The organism is Carboxylicivirga sp. M1479, assembly GCF_007097485.1.
Classification (GTDB): Bacteria; Bacteroidota; Bacteroidia; order Bacteroidales; family Marinilabiliaceae; genus Carboxylicivirga.
In genome coordinates this window covers 51,874-68,180 of the sequence record NZ_VKDE01000008.1, presented here as the reverse complement: position 1 = coordinate 68,180, position 16,307 = coordinate 51,874, and the positions used below count along the sequence as shown (strand labels likewise).

Below are 16,307 nucleotides of genomic sequence, written 5' to 3'. Positions count from 1 at the left end.
TGGTAATACTACATCATGCATATCAGTTAGTGGTTTTATAGACAGGGCGAATGAATAATACTCATCCCCCTGTCTATTTATGCTTTCATAAAAAACTTGAGGGCAAAGTCATTGTTATCCTACGCTATCGAACAATAGGAACCATACGACATTAGCTCCTTATTCGAAATCAATGCATACTTGAATAATTAACACCATATTTAACATAGATCATGAATAAAAGCATCATTAAAAAATATAGATTTTACTCCTTGCTATTTGGCTTGGTGATCGGTATCACATTTCGTTTTATTACCCCACTCTTTGTTAGCTTTAAATCTAAATACTCCGATTTCATTTTTACTTGTTTGTGTATAGTTGCTGGGGTACTTGTTGGCTACGTATCCTACATCATTGGTAAAATAACCCTTATTCAAACCATCAAAAAGATAAATGAATATACAACAAAGGTAGCCAGCGGTGATTTTCAGCAAAAATTTAGTTTGAATTCTGATGATGAAATAGGAGAATTAACAAGTTCGTTATCGCAAATGATTGATAAAATCAGAGGAGTGATCCTCTGCATTACTGAAGAAGCTACCGCAATAACAAATGCAAGTCAGAAAATCAGCACAAATGCTAAAGAATTGTTTGAAGGAGCAGACCAGCAAGCCGAAGCATCTGATTTAATTACCAATAACATTAATCAAATTTCAAAACGAAGTTACAAAAACTATGCATATGCCATTCAAACGGATAAATTGACCTCACAAGCTATGACTAGCATCAATGCTTTATATCAAACGGGTGAAGAGAGTATAAATTCAATTAAGAACATTGTATCAGAGGTGGATATAATAAACAAATTTGCTTCTCAAACCAATGTTTTAGCAATAAATGCATCAATCGAAGCAAAAAGAGCTGGCATTCATGGCAAAGGATTTAATGTGGTTGCTAATGAAGTTAGAAGTCTTGCTAATAAAAGTCAGCTGGCGTCCTATGACATTGGTATTATTACAAACGATATTAAATCAGTGTCATTGAGATCCAATCAGTTACTAAATGAATTACTCCCCAAAATTCAAAAAGCATCAAAGCAAGTACAGGGTATAACACAGGCAAGCAAAGATCAACAAACCGCTATTGAAGAAGTTAACTTTGCGGTATGTGAAATGAATGAAGTGATGCAACAGAATAAATCAAATTCGAAATACTTTGCTGACAGCTCTTTAAAACTCGAACAGCAAGCGGAGCAATTAAAAAATGTTATTAGTTTTTTTAAGGTGTAATGCTTTTAATAAATATTTTATATGACAATCAATAATTTAGTACCAAAAATATAACCTTTCCTGAAAATCGGACAGTTTAAATTTTAAACCGTCAAAACCAATATGAAGAAAGTGCTAAATACAGTGAACAAAATCGTAAAAGTCTTGAAGAAAATTGAAAGCAACAATGAGGCAAAAAGTTTGTGCAAGGTGTACAATATAACCAAGGCTAAATTCAACAATTGGCGCAAGAAGTATTCCAGAATGGAAACTCATCAATTGCAACGCATAAAGGAGCTTGAAGAAGAGAACCGGACGCTCAAGAAAATGTATGCAGACATAAGCCTTGATAATTCCATGCTCAAAGATTTCGTAGTCATGCTCAAGGATTTACTAGGAAAAAAGAGTTAATGACCTGCTAAAAAAGCACGTGTAGTGTACTTTAATGCAAGCAATTCTATCGGTATTGACACGACACTTGAACAAAAAATCCTACAAGCTCAATATGAGATTATCAAAGCAAGAGTGAATCGTCAACCTTACCATTACAGTGATTGTTATCAATGTTGTCAAAACATATCATGTTTGAAAAGACAATTTCTAAATGGTACTGTAGCAAAAGCAGCATCAGCATGTAGCAAAAGCCCATCTATACTTATATTCTACTGCTCTAATGGGTAACCATCTCATCAAAGTTCTTTGTGAGCTCTAAAGCATCATTATGGTTTCCCAATATTGGGTCCTTACAGGCAATTGATATACCTTTACAGTCGGAGAGAATATGCATATTACTTGTCTTACACTTTTTTCTTCCATGGTAAGCAAGTGCTTCCCCGCCACATTTATCAGGAGTATGTGTTCCGTCTAGCTAAACAGATGATCTAATAGTGATGATTTATATTTTTTTAGTAATACTTGACAAAGCTTATCCCAACTACCATCTTTACACCATTTACGCTAATGGGCATAAATGCTATTCCAACTATACTTTACTCTGAAAAATTGCTTTATTGGTATTTCACGCCATTGACAGCCTGTTTAAGGCATATACAATTGCTTTGACAACTTGGTGTAGTATAACTTTAGTATCGTCCCATGAATTACCAAGAGCTAAATATGGTCTTATGTTTTTTTTTATTTGAGCACTTATACCAATATTACATTGAAGTTAGCGTTATTCTTCTTCTCTTTTAAGCCAATGCTCCGTTAAAAAGTATCGCCGTAGCTATGGCTACGACTCTATTCTTAGCCTTGCCTTAGCTAAAAATAGCTAAAACAATTTAACGCTAAATTCAAAATAAAATTGGTATTAACACTTGATAGATATTAATTAAATACACTAAATATTTATCTGCATATCAATTAACCAAACATCTTAACTAATTCCATTTCAAGCCCTTAGTAAGTCTTGTCATTAAATACTAGCCAGCTATCAATATCCAATTCATTGTCGTTTAAATAATCATGAAATTTCATCCTAAATACGCCAGCGAAAAATTCGTATTGCACAGTTGTAAGGACGCACTAAGCAACTTCGCCAGGCTTGCTTATTAGAAATTCATTCTGCAAACAGTTTTACATTTTTTGGTGATAATAATAGGTAATATACCTATAATATTTAAGAATTTTCCAGCCCTTAATTTAAAGGCAATAACTCTACTTTTGTTTGATTATTTTTCTAATATAAATATAAAAAGAATAATAATTGAGCCAAATCACACAGTACATCAATTAACTAATTAGCAATTTACATCTTATAAAATCATTTTACTTATAAACTTATTATGAAACGAACAATACTACTTCTTTGTGCCATTTACATAGGTCTGGCAAGCAATGAGGCAAAGGGGCAAACGGCCGCTTATAAGGCACTCTTTCTTTACAACTTTTCAAAAAATATTGATTGGCCACCTATGAGTACTGATGATGAACTAGTTATCACAATTTTAGGCGATCAAGAAATTAGTGCAGAATTGCAGAAAATTACCAAGACAAAAAAGGTAGGCAACAAAAACATTAAAATTCTTTCTGCTGCCAGTATAAGCGATGTTCAAAACTCACACATTGTATTTTTGGGTTCCAATAAGAGTTCATTATTAAAATCCTTGAGTTATAAAAAGGAGAAAGAACCAGTATTGTTGGTTGCCGATAAAGGAGGGCTATGCAGTCAGGGCGCAGCAATCTCCTTCCTTACCATCAATGGTAAATTAAAATACGAGATTAGTCCATCTATCATCGCAGCCCATAATCTAAAGGTGAGTCACAAGGTAGTGAGTTTAGGTATAGAAGTTCAGTAAATTATTTTAATATCAAGAAATGTTAAGAATCAAATTTGTTATAGCTGCGTTAATTTCATTGCTTTTAAGTTCAGTTACGGTTGCTCAAAACGAAGAAGGAATTGGGTTAACCAAGGAGAAAGTATTATCAATGAGCTCAGAGGAACTCAGTGATTTACCGCTTGAAGACTTGATGGCTGCCATCGAAATTGCAGGCGTTTCATCCCTTGATGAACTCTATGAATTATTATTAAATAAGAATGTGACTTCCGCATCTAAATCGTCAGAGAATTTATTTGACTCCCCTCTCTCAACAACCGTTTTAAGTTATGATGAAATAATACGCTCTGGTGCTACCTCTATTGAAGAAGCAATGCGATTGGTACCTGGTATTATTGTGCGTGAGAAAACTAATGGTAACTACGATGTTCATATCCGGGGGCTGGATAATATACCATCGAAAAATCTGTTGCTGTATTCCGAAAACACCAGTACCCTGGTTATGATTAACAGACGCCCGGTATTTAATTACGCCATGGGTGGTACATTATGGGAAACACTGCCAATAGGACTTGGTGATATTAGTTGTATTGAGGTGGTACGCGGCCCTTCTGGTGCCTTGTATGGACCTAATGCCGTATCAGGGGTTATTAACATTGTTACCAAAGAACATACCGATTATAACAAGCTTTTATCAGGTAATATGCAGGCTGGTAGTTTGAACACCTATATTGGCGATTTAGCTTTCCGAAAAAAGGTAAATGAAAAACTGTATGTTGGGCTTACAGGTAATTATAACCACCGCAACAGAAGCACAGAGGAGTTATACGTATTTAAAGAACAAAAATTCTTTAGTAAAAGTGAGTATGCCGAATTGAAGGACAAAAATGGGAATAGCTACTTCGATCCTAACGATAATATTAATGTAATGTACGCGGAGCCATCACTGGCCAGAGAAAATTATGGTGCGAATGCTTTTATTGACTACCGTGCTTCTGACACGAGAATGGTGAGTTTATCAGGTGGTTATCAATATTCAAATATATTAAGCTCTACCATGGGTGATAACCCTGCATCAGCATCTGGACGTGAGTCAAGCACAGCTTATTTGGATCTGAGAGGCTTGGTACATGGTTTTGATATTCAAGCTAACTATATGTTTGGGGTACAAGATTTTTACGTTGGCAATGAGGGTTTTAAAAATGATATGGGGCAGTTAAATGCAACTGTTGAATACGACCTGAACTTTGGGAGCTTAGGTGTGCGCCCGGGCGTGAACTACACCTCTGTTTTTTATAACGACGATGCGTATCTAAGCCAGACAGGCACTGGTTTTCTTAATGGGAAAAGTCAACTTGACATTATGGCTGCCAGTCTCCGTCTAGATTATTATGCAACAGATAATTTAAGGTTTGTAGGTGCCTTTCGTACGGAGAACTACTCTCATCAGCCTGCTAAATGGACGCCATCGTGGCAATTAATCAGCCAATACAAGCTAAACGATAATAATAATGTGAGGTTTGTATATGCTCGTTCTAATAAGTCACCATTTCTGGTTGAAACACACTCTAATTATATTTGGGACAGAACTCACTTACCTAAGCCCGACTATATGCACTTTACAGGTAATAAAGACATGAGTCTGATGACTCTGAATATGCTTGAACTTGGTTATCGTACGCGGCCTACTAAGAACATTCTGCTTGATTTGGAACTATATTACTCAAGCGGTTCTAATTATACCGTGCTATCACCTGACAGTATAAATATGTCAGCACCGGCTGCCTTGGCAGGTATGATGCCCACATTGATGGGTTCCCCGATAGTATCAGCATATATGAATTATCGAAATATACCCGTTGAATCAATACAAACAGGTGCTTCATTAAACGTTGACTGGGTTATTAATGCCAAATTGATCGCCAAGGCCCATGTAACTGTTCAGCAAACGAAGCTGGATAATCATAACCCGATAACAAGAGATGAGATCTTAGGCACACAAGCCTATGAGCTATATCACATCAATGAGGATGGAACACCAGAAGGTATATTTGTAAATGAAATGGGTAGAATGGCTTTATCAGGTGAGCTTCCGGCAGCGCCTGACTATGCGGTTGTCTCAGCAACTTCTGACTGGCAGCCAGACAGGTCGTTATTTAAGAATGATTTTAAGCATAAATCAACACCCGATTACTGGGGAAGTATAGGTATTGATTACCGCCCTACAGATAAAATCAGCATCTTTTCAAACTGCTATTTGTACGGCAAGCAAGTATTTATGAATCAATATGACAGCTACACTATTAATGCGAAGGCACTGCTTAATGCTAAAGTATCGTATAAAGCCAGCGATAAACTTACCATGTATATTAATGGCAGAAATATTCTAAATATGAAAGCACAGGAATTTGCTTTCCTTGACGAAGTGCCAGGGATGGTACTTGGGGGAGTAAATTTTAGTTTTTAACCACCATGTTTTCTTTTTTAAAGAGTCATTCTTTTTAGGATGACTCTTTTCTCATGAATTTATTTTTTGTTTCTGTCATTATACTATAACAATAGGGTGCGTAAAATAAAAAGCAACATATAAAAGCCCCATTAACAAATTAAAAATGAAGAGCCTGTATGCTCAGACGACAAACAATGACACTCAAAGTCTGTTGTACCCTCTGGCATTCACAAAAAGCCCGTTTTTCACCATAAATATTTTGAAATTAATCACTAACTCCCCAAAGGTTATTACCTATGAATCACCATACACTAAAGAGCACGATTTCCTTGTCTGCTCTGTTATTCCTTTTTTATTCGCTCTCCTTCTCTCAGGAGCAGCCTCAGTTTGAAATGCAACACTATACTGATACCCTGTCAGGCAAACTCTACTGGAACAAAAATGTTCCTTTTTCACTAAAACTGGTAAACCCTCTCAACAATGATGAGGTTGTGGTAGCGCCTGCACAAAAGCAGGAGATCTATTTTGATTCAGAAGGTTTAAACACCATTCGCTCCCCGTGGCTCATCAATCCGCAAACTAAAAATATGGTATATCCACAAACAGAAGTTGTCTATAAAATATTTGCTGACGGCTTGCCACCAGCATCAAAGCACAGCCTTTTAAATGCACCAAACTATCATAAGGATGGTAAAACCTACTATGGTACAGATCTTAAAATAAATATTAACACTAAAGATGCCACCTCAGGTGTAAAAAACCTGTATTACTCCATTAATAATGAAGAGTATCAGCTATACTCTAACAACATTGGCATTGAGCGTGAAGGAGAATATACATTAAAGTATTTTGCTGTAGATAATGTGGGAAATGCTGAAGGGGAGCAGACTATTGAATTTATGGTAGACAATTCAGCCCCTCAAACGTTCCACTCTGTTACGGGTATTGATACAAAAAACAACATCATTTCAGTGAACTCTAAGATTCTATTATCTTCAGAAGACAAGGCCAGTGGTGTAGCTGATATTTTTTACTCCATTGATGATAACAAGCCCCAAAAATATTGTGGCGAAGTTATTCCTGTTAAAGACCTTAATGACGGTGAACATGTTTTAAGCTATTACGCCACTGATAAGGTAGACAACATTGAGGATAAAAAGGTTTTCAAGTTTTACCTGGACAATACAGCTCCAATCCTCTCGTCAGATGTACTGGGCGACAGATTTGTTTTTGAGGACAACATCTATTTCTCAGGCCGAACAAAACTTAAGCTTACAGCTATTGATAATAAATCAGGCGTTAAAGAAATACGATATTCCATTGACAACAAAGACTATACTATTTATACAGAACCATTTTACCTACCCAGCAATGAGGGCTTACACAAAGTTAAGTACTATGCCATTGACAATATAGATAATATAACTGGCACCAGGGGTGAAAATGGTGTACCAACACCCGAGCAGTATAAGCATCTGGTAGTTAGAGAAATTTATTCAGACCTGGTAGGTCCATCAATAAACCATCACTTTTCTGGTACTTTTTTTGCTACACGCGACACTGTTTTTATTTGTAAAAAGACTAGCATAAATCTTACAGCCACCGACAAAGCATCTGGTTTACAATTCATAAGCTATAGCATTAATAAAAACAAAGAGGAAATCAGGTATAAAAAGCCATTTACATTAGAAAAACACGGGCTACACAATATTGAGTTTTTCGCTTATGACAATGTAAATAACAGAAATAAGAGTTCTTTCTATTGCTATCTGGATGAAGAGCCTCCACAGATCCAATATACGTTTGGGATACCGCCAATTGGACATAAACAATTGAAGGCTAAAGAGTATAAAGTATACCCTTCATACCTCACCATCTTTTTAGCGGCTAATGACTTAGTTATTGGAGTTGACAAAATCTATTACTCATTAAACGACGGGCCGGAACAGCTGTATATCAAACCTATTGAAGGATTTATAAAGGGTCAGGTCAACACCCTTAAAATTATTGCCTTTGATAAATTGGAGAACAGTAGTGTGGAAGAGATTGATTTCTTTATCTCAAATTAATATTCTGCCATGCACAATTATAAAATCATAGTAGTTATTGCCGGATTACTTTATTGCCACTGTAGCTATGCGCAAGTACTGGATCCTATAGCTCTTTCGAGGCAGGATTCAGTAATGGTCAAAAAAAATCAGGAAGCAATTTCTGTACATTTAGCATCAGCTGAAAAAAGGGAAGCAAGTGATTTTATGAATCAAACAGCCTTGCTTTATTGGGAGCATAACCAGTTTAGAAAGGCTATTGAATTTTATAATGAATCGTATAAAATAAATGCATTCCTGAATAATGAAAACGGCATGGCAATGATTAACAGCAACCTGGCACTGTTACATGCAGAACTGAAAGAATATGACCTAGCTTTGGATAATTTTTTCACCACCTATTCCATCCGGAAAGCAAAAGGAGAAAAGGTTGGAGCAATATCTGCTCTCATAAACATGTCGATTGTCAATAACAATCTTTTTAAATACGACCAGTCCATTAAAATGTTAAAAGAGGCACTAGACATGTCCCGTGAACTGAATGATATTGAACAAATGAAAAGTTGCTATGGGATGCTGTGTGAAAGTTACGAGAAAGCAGGCCGGGTAGATACGGCTATGTATTTCTTTAACCTTTACAGAACTTTTCATGAAATATCACAGGACAAAAAGGTTGGAGAGGCAATGCATAAGCTTGAAAACGAAAGACTACGAGCTGAACTTGCAGAAGCCAGGGAAGCAGAAAAAGAGTTGAAGTTACTAAGAAATACTTCTGTGATTGAAAAAAAGGAAGATGAAATTAAAGAGGTTACGAAGGAAAAAGATAAGTTACAGGATGATTATACCAAAATGGAGCTACAACTAGCCTTAGCAGAACAAACAACCTATTTAAAAGAAATAGAAACCAAACACGAACTGGAATTAAGAAGGAAAAAGATTATTGGCATTTCAACTGCTACCATTTTTCTTATACTCGGTCTGATGTTTTTATGGCGTGCATACAGAAGTAAGGAAAAGTCAAATGTGATCATCAGCCATAAAAATAATTTGCTAAGCAAATTAAATACAGAGAACGCGGAGTATATTAAGAAAATTAAGTTACAGAGAGATGAAATTTCAATTCAAAGCCAATTAGTGACACAACAAAAGGAGCAACTACAGGATGTATACAGAGATTTAACAGACAGTATTCAATATGCCAATCGTTTAATGAAGGCGATTTTTCCTTCACAATTAAAGATATCGAAGATAGTTGATGATTTCTTTATATTAAATAAACCCAAAGATGTGATTAGTGGTGATTTCTTTTGGATTAACCGGATTGGTGACAAAATTATTTTTGCAGTAGCCGACTGCACAGGGCATGGTGTTCCTGGAGCTTTTTTAAGTGTACTGGCTAACACAATCCTTAATGCTATAGTTATAAGGCAAGGTATTACACAAACTTCTGCCATCCTTAATCGAATGAGACAGGAAATGGTTTTTGCACTTATGCAATCGGCTTCTGACGTTGAAATACTAGATGGACTGGATATTGCTCTTTGTTCATTTGATACTGTAACCAAAGAACTGGAATACTCCGGGGCACATAACCCCCTATATGTTATCCGTGATGATACCTGCATGCCAATACCCGGGTCTAAAGCCCATAAGGATGAAGTTAAGAACAAAACACTCTATGAAATCAAGGGTGACAGGATGAGTATAGGCAGATGTTTAAGGGTGGGGGAATTTGCTGCTCATCGTTTTTCTGTCATGCCCAATGATACTATTTATCTCTTCTCTGATGGATTTGCAGATCAGTTTGGTGGTCCCAAAGGGAAGAAATTCTTATACTCCCGATTAAGGAAATTACTTTTGACAAATAATGCCAAATCGTGCCCGCAACAAAAGAAAGAAATAGACTCTGAATTTGAAAACTGGCGAGGAGATATTCCTCGTGTGGATGATGTTCTTTTATTTGGCGCAAAATTACTATCGAGTAGTATTGACAATTAAGGGTCGATTGAAGCTTACATCTCTTTTAGTTCATTTTTCTATCAACCCCTCCCCACAAAGAATTAGAGTATATTGATAGTAAAGAACATCTAACACGTTAGGAATATGTCAGATAAATCACGCTTGTTATTAATGGTTTCTTCCATAACATTACTTTTAGTGTAACGCTATTTCAGGAATAGACAAAGTGCTAATACCAAGCTTAAAATAAGCTGGTATTACAACGAAAGATTTGAAATGATAATGGAAAAGGGAAAAGAAATTGATAAAATTCTTGAACTCCCCAAAATCATAAAGCAATTATATGGATGGGAAGCAATGATTTAAACGTTGTGACTAGAATATCATATTCAGATAAAGACAAATTCAGCATTTAATTAATTTTCAATACATTAAAAGAGGTACATCCAATTAACTTGGTGTTCCTCTTTTAGGATTTATTTTCTATTTTATGTCACTAGCCTCCGAAAGTCGGAATTTTAAATAGCCCTCAGAATCCTATATTTTTGTTTCGACAAAAAAACTTAAATAATATGGGACTCTTCAGGCGAAATAAAAATACCAATAAACCAATAATCCGACAAATACTGGATTTAGTACCACCTTGGCTGTTTAAAAGTTGTACCAATACTTACAAAACCGACAAGGGCGTTAGTAAATACCGCACGTACGACCAATTTGTTGCTTTAACTTTCGGACAGCTTAATAAGTGCCAGGGTTTGAGCGATATATCATCAGACATAGGTGTAAGTGAGATTTTTATTCAAGACCTTGGGTTAAGCCAAAGCCCTGCACGCTCAACTATGAGTGATGGTAATAAGAACCGTGACTGGCACGTATTTGAGAGTTTGTATTATCGTTTATTAAGTCATTACAAATCAGTACTAAAACAACACCATAATACCCACATCATAAAGGAGATTAAAGGCAAGGTGGTTAAACTGGTAGATAGCTCAACCATATCCTTGTGCTTGTCTATGTTTGATTGGGCAGAGTTTCGGACGGCAAAAGGAGGTATCAAATTACATACAAGCTGGGATTACAATTTAATGATACCTGATGTGGTAAATATTACAGGAGCAAAGGTCCACGACAGATATGGCTTAGAGCAACTAATCTATCCTAAAGATACTATTGTGGTTGAAGATAGAGCCTATTTTGATTTTGCTTTAATGCTCAACCGAATAAAGGCAGAAAACGTATTTGTTACCCGGATCAAAACAAACACCTTGTACAAAACAGTTGAAGAATTGGAGTTGCCAGAAAATATCGACCAAAACATATTAAAAGATGAAATAATCCAGCTTACTTCCGCAAAGGCAATAGAGACTGGTATTTCAGAGCATAAATTAAGATTGGTACATGTTTATAAAGAAGACGAAAACAAAGTTATAGCCGTTATTACAAACCAATTAGATTGGGAGTATAATACGATTGCAGAGTTGTACAAGAAACGTTGGGATATTGAATTGTTCTTTAAGGCGCTAAAGCAAAATCTACAAGTCAAAACTTTCTGGGGAACAAGTGAAAATGCAGTAAAGTCACAGATTTTTGTGGCTCTTATAAACTATCTACTATTAGAACTCATAAAACGAACAATTTCGAAAATATCAGTTGCTTTTTCAAATTTATCAGAGAAAATAAGATTCTGTCTGTATCACTATCTATCATTGGATTATGTATGCAACCAAGTCAGGGAGGGTGTCCGCAAAGTTAAACCGCCGAATCAAATGAAAATGACCTTTGAGCAAAACTTATTTTCTGGATAATCTTTGTTTTTTAACCTAAACATTGGGCTTCTACTATGTTTTTGTACGTTTTATTAAAACTTTCGGAGGCTAGTGATTTTATGTGATCCGCTCCTGTTGTCTCTTAAAAATAATGCTTTCGTAAATGCTATCATATAAATTCCATTTGCTAGCATTGTTACCACCAAATTCTTGATGAATTGTGGTCACTTGTGTTGGCACATGAACCAGCTCATCCACACTAAACTTCTTCATTTTAGGATTATAAAAAAACACCCATAGCAAGTACTCATCCATATATTGTCCATCAATTAAGTTGATGTCACACTGCCCATCAGGACGCAATGCAGCATTTATTTTCCACTCCCAATAGCCGTGCGTAACATTGCGCAAGACCCAAATTACCTGACTATCAACATCCGATAAGGCACTCATATTTCCAGGATGCCAACACAATGAAAAATGATTGGAGCTTCGCTCAATTGTAACAGATCGTACTCCTGCTCTACTGCCCCTTGACCAATGCAGGTTCTCATACACTTTTTTCGCATCAAGCCTGGCCAATCGAATGAATTGCTTGTGAAGGCCTATAAAGGCATTGTGTGAGTTCTTATAGCTGGGTGTTCCTTTGTAACAAAACTGCCTTAAAACTTTGGTTTGAGCACTAATCAAATTCAACTCTCTATGCAAGTTACGGTCTTGTACCTGCTTTTCTGTTTTAGGGTCTTTAGGCTTTGTATAACTTTTAACACGCATTTGCTCACCTGTCAAATTAAAAATAACATTGCCATCGCGCCCCACATTAATGTGTGTTAAACACTTGTGTTTTCTCATTTTGTTTCGCTTTTAATTCGTAAACACAAGTTAATACCGCAATCAGGCGTTTCAAAATCTCTGAATACGAGTGGCCTTAAGCCGATTAAATACGGCTGATTTTCGTTCGGCAATGTTCGGCAGAATTTTCAATCAAAAAAGTTTTATGATATCCTTTTCGGGCAATATTAAATAATGGCTTAAAACACCTTCAAATGGTTTATTTGCTTTTTTCGGCATTATCCAACAATCAACAGATACGCTTTTTATTGACTTAGCTAGCGACCTGCTCCCTACCAACCAGGGGACTGCTGCGGCTTAAGCTCGCTGGGAGCGTTGTTGTACCGATGCAGGTACGAAGAAGACTCGGAGAAGACACGAAGCCATGTCGAAGAAGATGCGAAGAAAGATCAGATAAAAGCCGAACAATAGACTGTAGACTCACTGCCACTCACTTGCATTAACTAATTATTTTCTTAATTTTAAGAACGTAAAACACCCAAACCAAACTTGTTATGATGAAACGACCAACGAAATGTAGCATCCGATATTTATACAAAAAAAGATGACAACATTTACTTGGAAGTTCCATCTGATAAAAAAATAACCTTAAACAGATGAGATACCCTTGTTTAAAACACCTGCTCCTACATTTAACCTGTCTTTTACTACTGTCCTTTGATGGCCCTATTACCTTAACCATCAATATTACTCAGCTCGAAAATAGCGATGGACACATCCTCTTGCAAGTAACAGATGCTGAGTCGAACGCCGTTGCCGAATCAATTCAGGCCATCGATAATAAAACATGCACCATTGTGTTTGACAAACTCAAGCCAGGTAACTATTCCTATAAATACTTCCACGATGCCAACGGCAACAAAGAACTAGACACAAACATGATTGGTATTCCCAAAGAGGGTTATGGTTTTTCGAATAATGCCAAGGGTACTTTTGGTCCTCCCTCATTCGAGAAAACAGTATTTACCTTACAAAATGATACCACCCACAACTGTGTGATCACTTATTTCTAATACCTAAGCCTCATTTATGGAATTGACAGATGCCGTTAAAATAGACATAGAAGATCAGTCAATAAGGAGCATTGAAACCGTTCAACTCCTTTGGTCACAAACCTATAACACTGATGGTAAACCCGACTGGTCGCATATTTTACCATTTTACGATAACACGATACTTTTTCGGGACTCCATTCAGCAGCTGCAAGGCATGGATGATTTTAAGGCCATGACGGAGCGCCTCACCAAACGCTCATCAGATTTAAAAATGAACTTAACCCACTCCTTGTTGCAGGATAATATCGTATTTATTGAGTGGGAAATGACCATCGGCTTTAAAAAATACCCCAACTCCATAATGTATGGTGCATCACGCCTGACATTGAATCAGGCAGGCAAAATCATTGAGCAGCGCGATTACTATGATTTGTGGGGAGATATTTTTGACAACATCCCCCGTTTTGGAAAAGCCTATCGTCGCTTTATGAAAAAAAAATTCGGCTAATCATCAAGCGAATATACACCCTAAACCCTTAAGGTTATTTTATAAACTAATATTAAACTAAATCTCCTAAATCATCCACTATGAGAAAAACCCTTTTGACCATCTTAACACTGGTAAGCATTGCCTTAACCATAAAATCACAAGATAAAACCGGCATTCGATTCGGTATCAAAGGCGGTTATAACATTGCCACCCAATATGGCATTACCCCGCCTGATTTAACCTACGATGTTAGTTCTGATGCTCTCAATGGCTTTAGCGGTGGTATCATGCTACTTTTCCCTATTACCACATCCTTTGCGGTACAGCAAGAATTTATATACAGCAATAAAGGATCGGTACAAAACATTAGCATGACACTGTCTCCTGAAATGGGCAATACCTTGGTTAACACATCAACCGAGTACCAAATAAACTATTTTGAGATGCCTATCGTATTCCGTTACACTTTTGCACGCATTGGAAATGTCGGCATTTACGGCTGTAGTGGCTTTGCTCTATCCATGTTGTTGAATGGCGAATACACTTTGAATGTGGACACCAATACACCCACTTTCACCACCACCGATGGTATTAATTTTGAACCAGGCCCGGATGTAACAACAACACAGCAATCAACACAAGACATTGAAGGATTAGATGAGTTTGATTACAGCTTTATTTATGGCCTTGGAGCGCATTTTAAACTGCTCAAACAAAACTTTTTTATCGACTACCGACAAGTTATTGGTTGGAACACCTTACAAATGCCGGTAGCGCCAAATGAGCCAGACACAGCACCATTGAGAAACCAAAGCTACACCATTTCCTTGGGAATGTATTTTTGGTAGTCCATTAACCTGAGTTCGACGTGAAATTTTGAACTCAGAACGCTCAAAAATAGCAAGTTTCAAGTGTGTGTCGAAGAAATAATAGCGGGCTATTTTGAGTCGGCCACACGAAGAAAATTGCTGTTTAGTTCTTGTTTATTGCAACGCTCAACATAACGAAAGCAAACTTTATTTCTGTTTTCACTTAATGCAATAATTGTAAGTGGAATTATCAAGCTTTGAATAAAAAACTGATCTACTACGTCAAATTTTATAGAAATAGTTCACTATTCCAATAAAATTATTACTTGTATATCAGCTTTTTATTTCAATCTGAGTTTTAAAATTTAAATCGAACTCAGGTTATTATTCTGTTCTTTCAAAAAATTAAAACTAAGCATTAGAGGATTGATGAAAAACAAAAACTTTAAGAAATATTTTAAGCAATACGAGTTTTCTAATGTGTGGGCCATGCTTAAAAACAACCAGCGCGATCCGCATATCTGTAATGCCCATTTCAAGGATAAATTAGTGGTGATAACAGGTGCCACATCGGGTATTGGACGCATAACGGCACACAAATTTGCTTCACAAGGAGCCCATTTACTTTGCATTAACCGCAACCTACAAAAGTCGGAGCAGCTAAAGCAGGAGATAGAAGAACAACACATGGTTTCCTGTAGCTACAAAATTGCCGATCTCAGTATTCTTGCAGACATTCATCGGGTGGCCGATGAACTGGCACAGCTTAATAGCCCCATTGATGTGCTCATTCATAATGCTGGCGTTTATTTAACCAAGAAAGAAGTAACAGGCGATGGTCTGGAAAAGGTATTGGTGGTACACTACCTCTCTTCCTTTATCATCAATTATAAGCTACGACAAAAGTTAAAACAGCAAAAGCAAGCACGTATTATTTTAATCAATTCAGAAGGGCATCGTTTTGCCGCCTGGGGACTTCAAGTCTCGGATTTAAACTGGGATAAACGTCGATATTCGGGCCTTAAGAGTTATGGCTCTGCTAAGTTAGCCCAGCTACAGACCATGCTCCTTTTCAATGAGCAATTCAAAAACTCAGGCGTCAGCATTGTGGCCATGCATCCTGGTGCTGTTAAGTCTGATACGGGTCAGGAGAATGGTGTTATATATAAATGGTTTAAACGAAATATGCTCGACAAAACACTTAAGCCTACCAACATATCGGCTGAAGCCATTTATTATTTGGGAGTATCTGATGAACTTGATAATATGGGTGGAAAGTTCTTCAACCTTACCACGCAAGAAGAGCCCGCTCCTCCTGCTCTTGATTATGAGGAGGCTAAACGCTTATGGCCAATTAGTTTGAAACTGGCACAATTAGATGAAGACAGAACTGACAGTAGCATTCCTAAGTAA

12 protein-coding genes are annotated in these 16,307 nt (G+C 36.7%); 11 read left to right on the top strand and 1 reads right to left on the bottom strand.

All coding sequences use genetic code 11. The features are described from left to right. Positions 1-212 precede the first annotated feature (212 nt). From FNN09_RS07005 to FNN09_RS06975, 7 genes are all read left to right on the top strand, one after another. A complete protein-coding gene (locus tag FNN09_RS07005; RefSeq protein WP_143300877.1) occupies positions 213-1,268 on the top strand; it encodes a methyl-accepting chemotaxis protein in 1,056 nt (351 codons plus the stop codon). 102 nt (positions 1,269-1,370) lie between these two features. Next, positions 1,371-1,658 carry a transposase gene (locus FNN09_RS07000; protein WP_143300875.1) on the top strand — a complete coding sequence of 96 codons (288 nt, stop codon included), beginning with the start codon at positions 1,371-1,373 and terminating at the stop codon, positions 1,656-1,658. A gap of 1,373 nt (positions 1,659-3,031) precedes the next feature. After that, the gene (locus tag FNN09_RS06995; RefSeq protein WP_143300874.1) at positions 3,032-3,544 is read left to right on the top strand and encodes a YfiR family protein; all 513 of its coding nucleotides are present in this window, start codon (positions 3,032-3,034) and stop codon (positions 3,542-3,544) included. 19 nt (positions 3,545-3,563) lie between these two features. Then, the gene (locus FNN09_RS06990; protein WP_143300872.1) at positions 3,564-5,990 is read left to right on the top strand and encodes a TonB-dependent siderophore receptor; all 2,427 of its coding nucleotides are present in this window, start codon (positions 3,564-3,566) and stop codon (positions 5,988-5,990) included. 278 nt (positions 5,991-6,268) lie between these two features. Further along, the gene (locus tag FNN09_RS06985) at positions 6,269-8,041 is read left to right on the top strand and encodes a hypothetical protein (RefSeq protein ID WP_143300871.1); all 1,773 of its coding nucleotides are present in this window, start codon (positions 6,269-6,271) and stop codon (positions 8,039-8,041) included. Positions 8,042-8,050: 9 nt separating this feature from the next. Next, a complete protein-coding gene (locus FNN09_RS06980; protein WP_143300869.1) occupies positions 8,051-10,018 on the top strand; it encodes a SpoIIE family protein phosphatase in 1,968 nt (655 codons plus the stop codon). Positions 10,019-10,551: 533 nt separating this feature from the next. Further along, positions 10,552-11,787: an IS4 family transposase gene (locus FNN09_RS06975; RefSeq protein WP_143300867.1), complete on the top strand. Its 1,236-nt coding sequence runs from the start codon at positions 10,552-10,554 to the stop codon at positions 11,785-11,787. 78 nt (positions 11,788-11,865) lie between these two features. Here the strand turns inward: FNN09_RS06975 and FNN09_RS06970 are convergent, their stop codons facing one another. Continuing rightward, positions 11,866-12,600 (bottom strand): hypothetical protein, encoded by a 735-nt coding sequence (locus FNN09_RS06970; protein WP_143300865.1) that lies wholly within the window; start codon positions 12,598-12,600, stop codon positions 11,866-11,868. Positions 12,601-13,196: 596 nt separating this feature from the next. Here FNN09_RS06970 and FNN09_RS06965 point away from each other — a divergent pair. The 4 genes from FNN09_RS06965 (at position 13,197) to FNN09_RS06950 (ending at position 16,307) form a co-directional block, all read left to right on the top strand. After that, positions 13,197-13,613: a DUF2141 domain-containing protein gene (locus tag FNN09_RS06965; RefSeq protein ID WP_143300863.1), complete on the top strand. Its 417-nt coding sequence runs from the start codon at positions 13,197-13,199 to the stop codon at positions 13,611-13,613. Positions 13,614-13,629: 16 nt separating this feature from the next. Then, positions 13,630-14,103 carry a nuclear transport factor 2 family protein gene (locus FNN09_RS06960; RefSeq protein WP_143300861.1) on the top strand — a complete coding sequence of 158 codons (474 nt, stop codon included), beginning with the start codon at positions 13,630-13,632 and terminating at the stop codon, positions 14,101-14,103. An 80-nt stretch (positions 14,104-14,183) separates the two neighbouring features. After that, a complete protein-coding gene (locus FNN09_RS06955) occupies positions 14,184-14,933 on the top strand; it encodes a porin family protein (RefSeq protein WP_143300859.1) in 750 nt (249 codons plus the stop codon). Between the two features lie 390 nt (positions 14,934-15,323). After that, on the top strand, positions 15,324-16,307 hold the full coding sequence (locus FNN09_RS06950; RefSeq protein WP_143300857.1) for an SDR family NAD(P)-dependent oxidoreductase: 984 nt from the start codon (positions 15,324-15,326) through the stop codon (positions 16,305-16,307).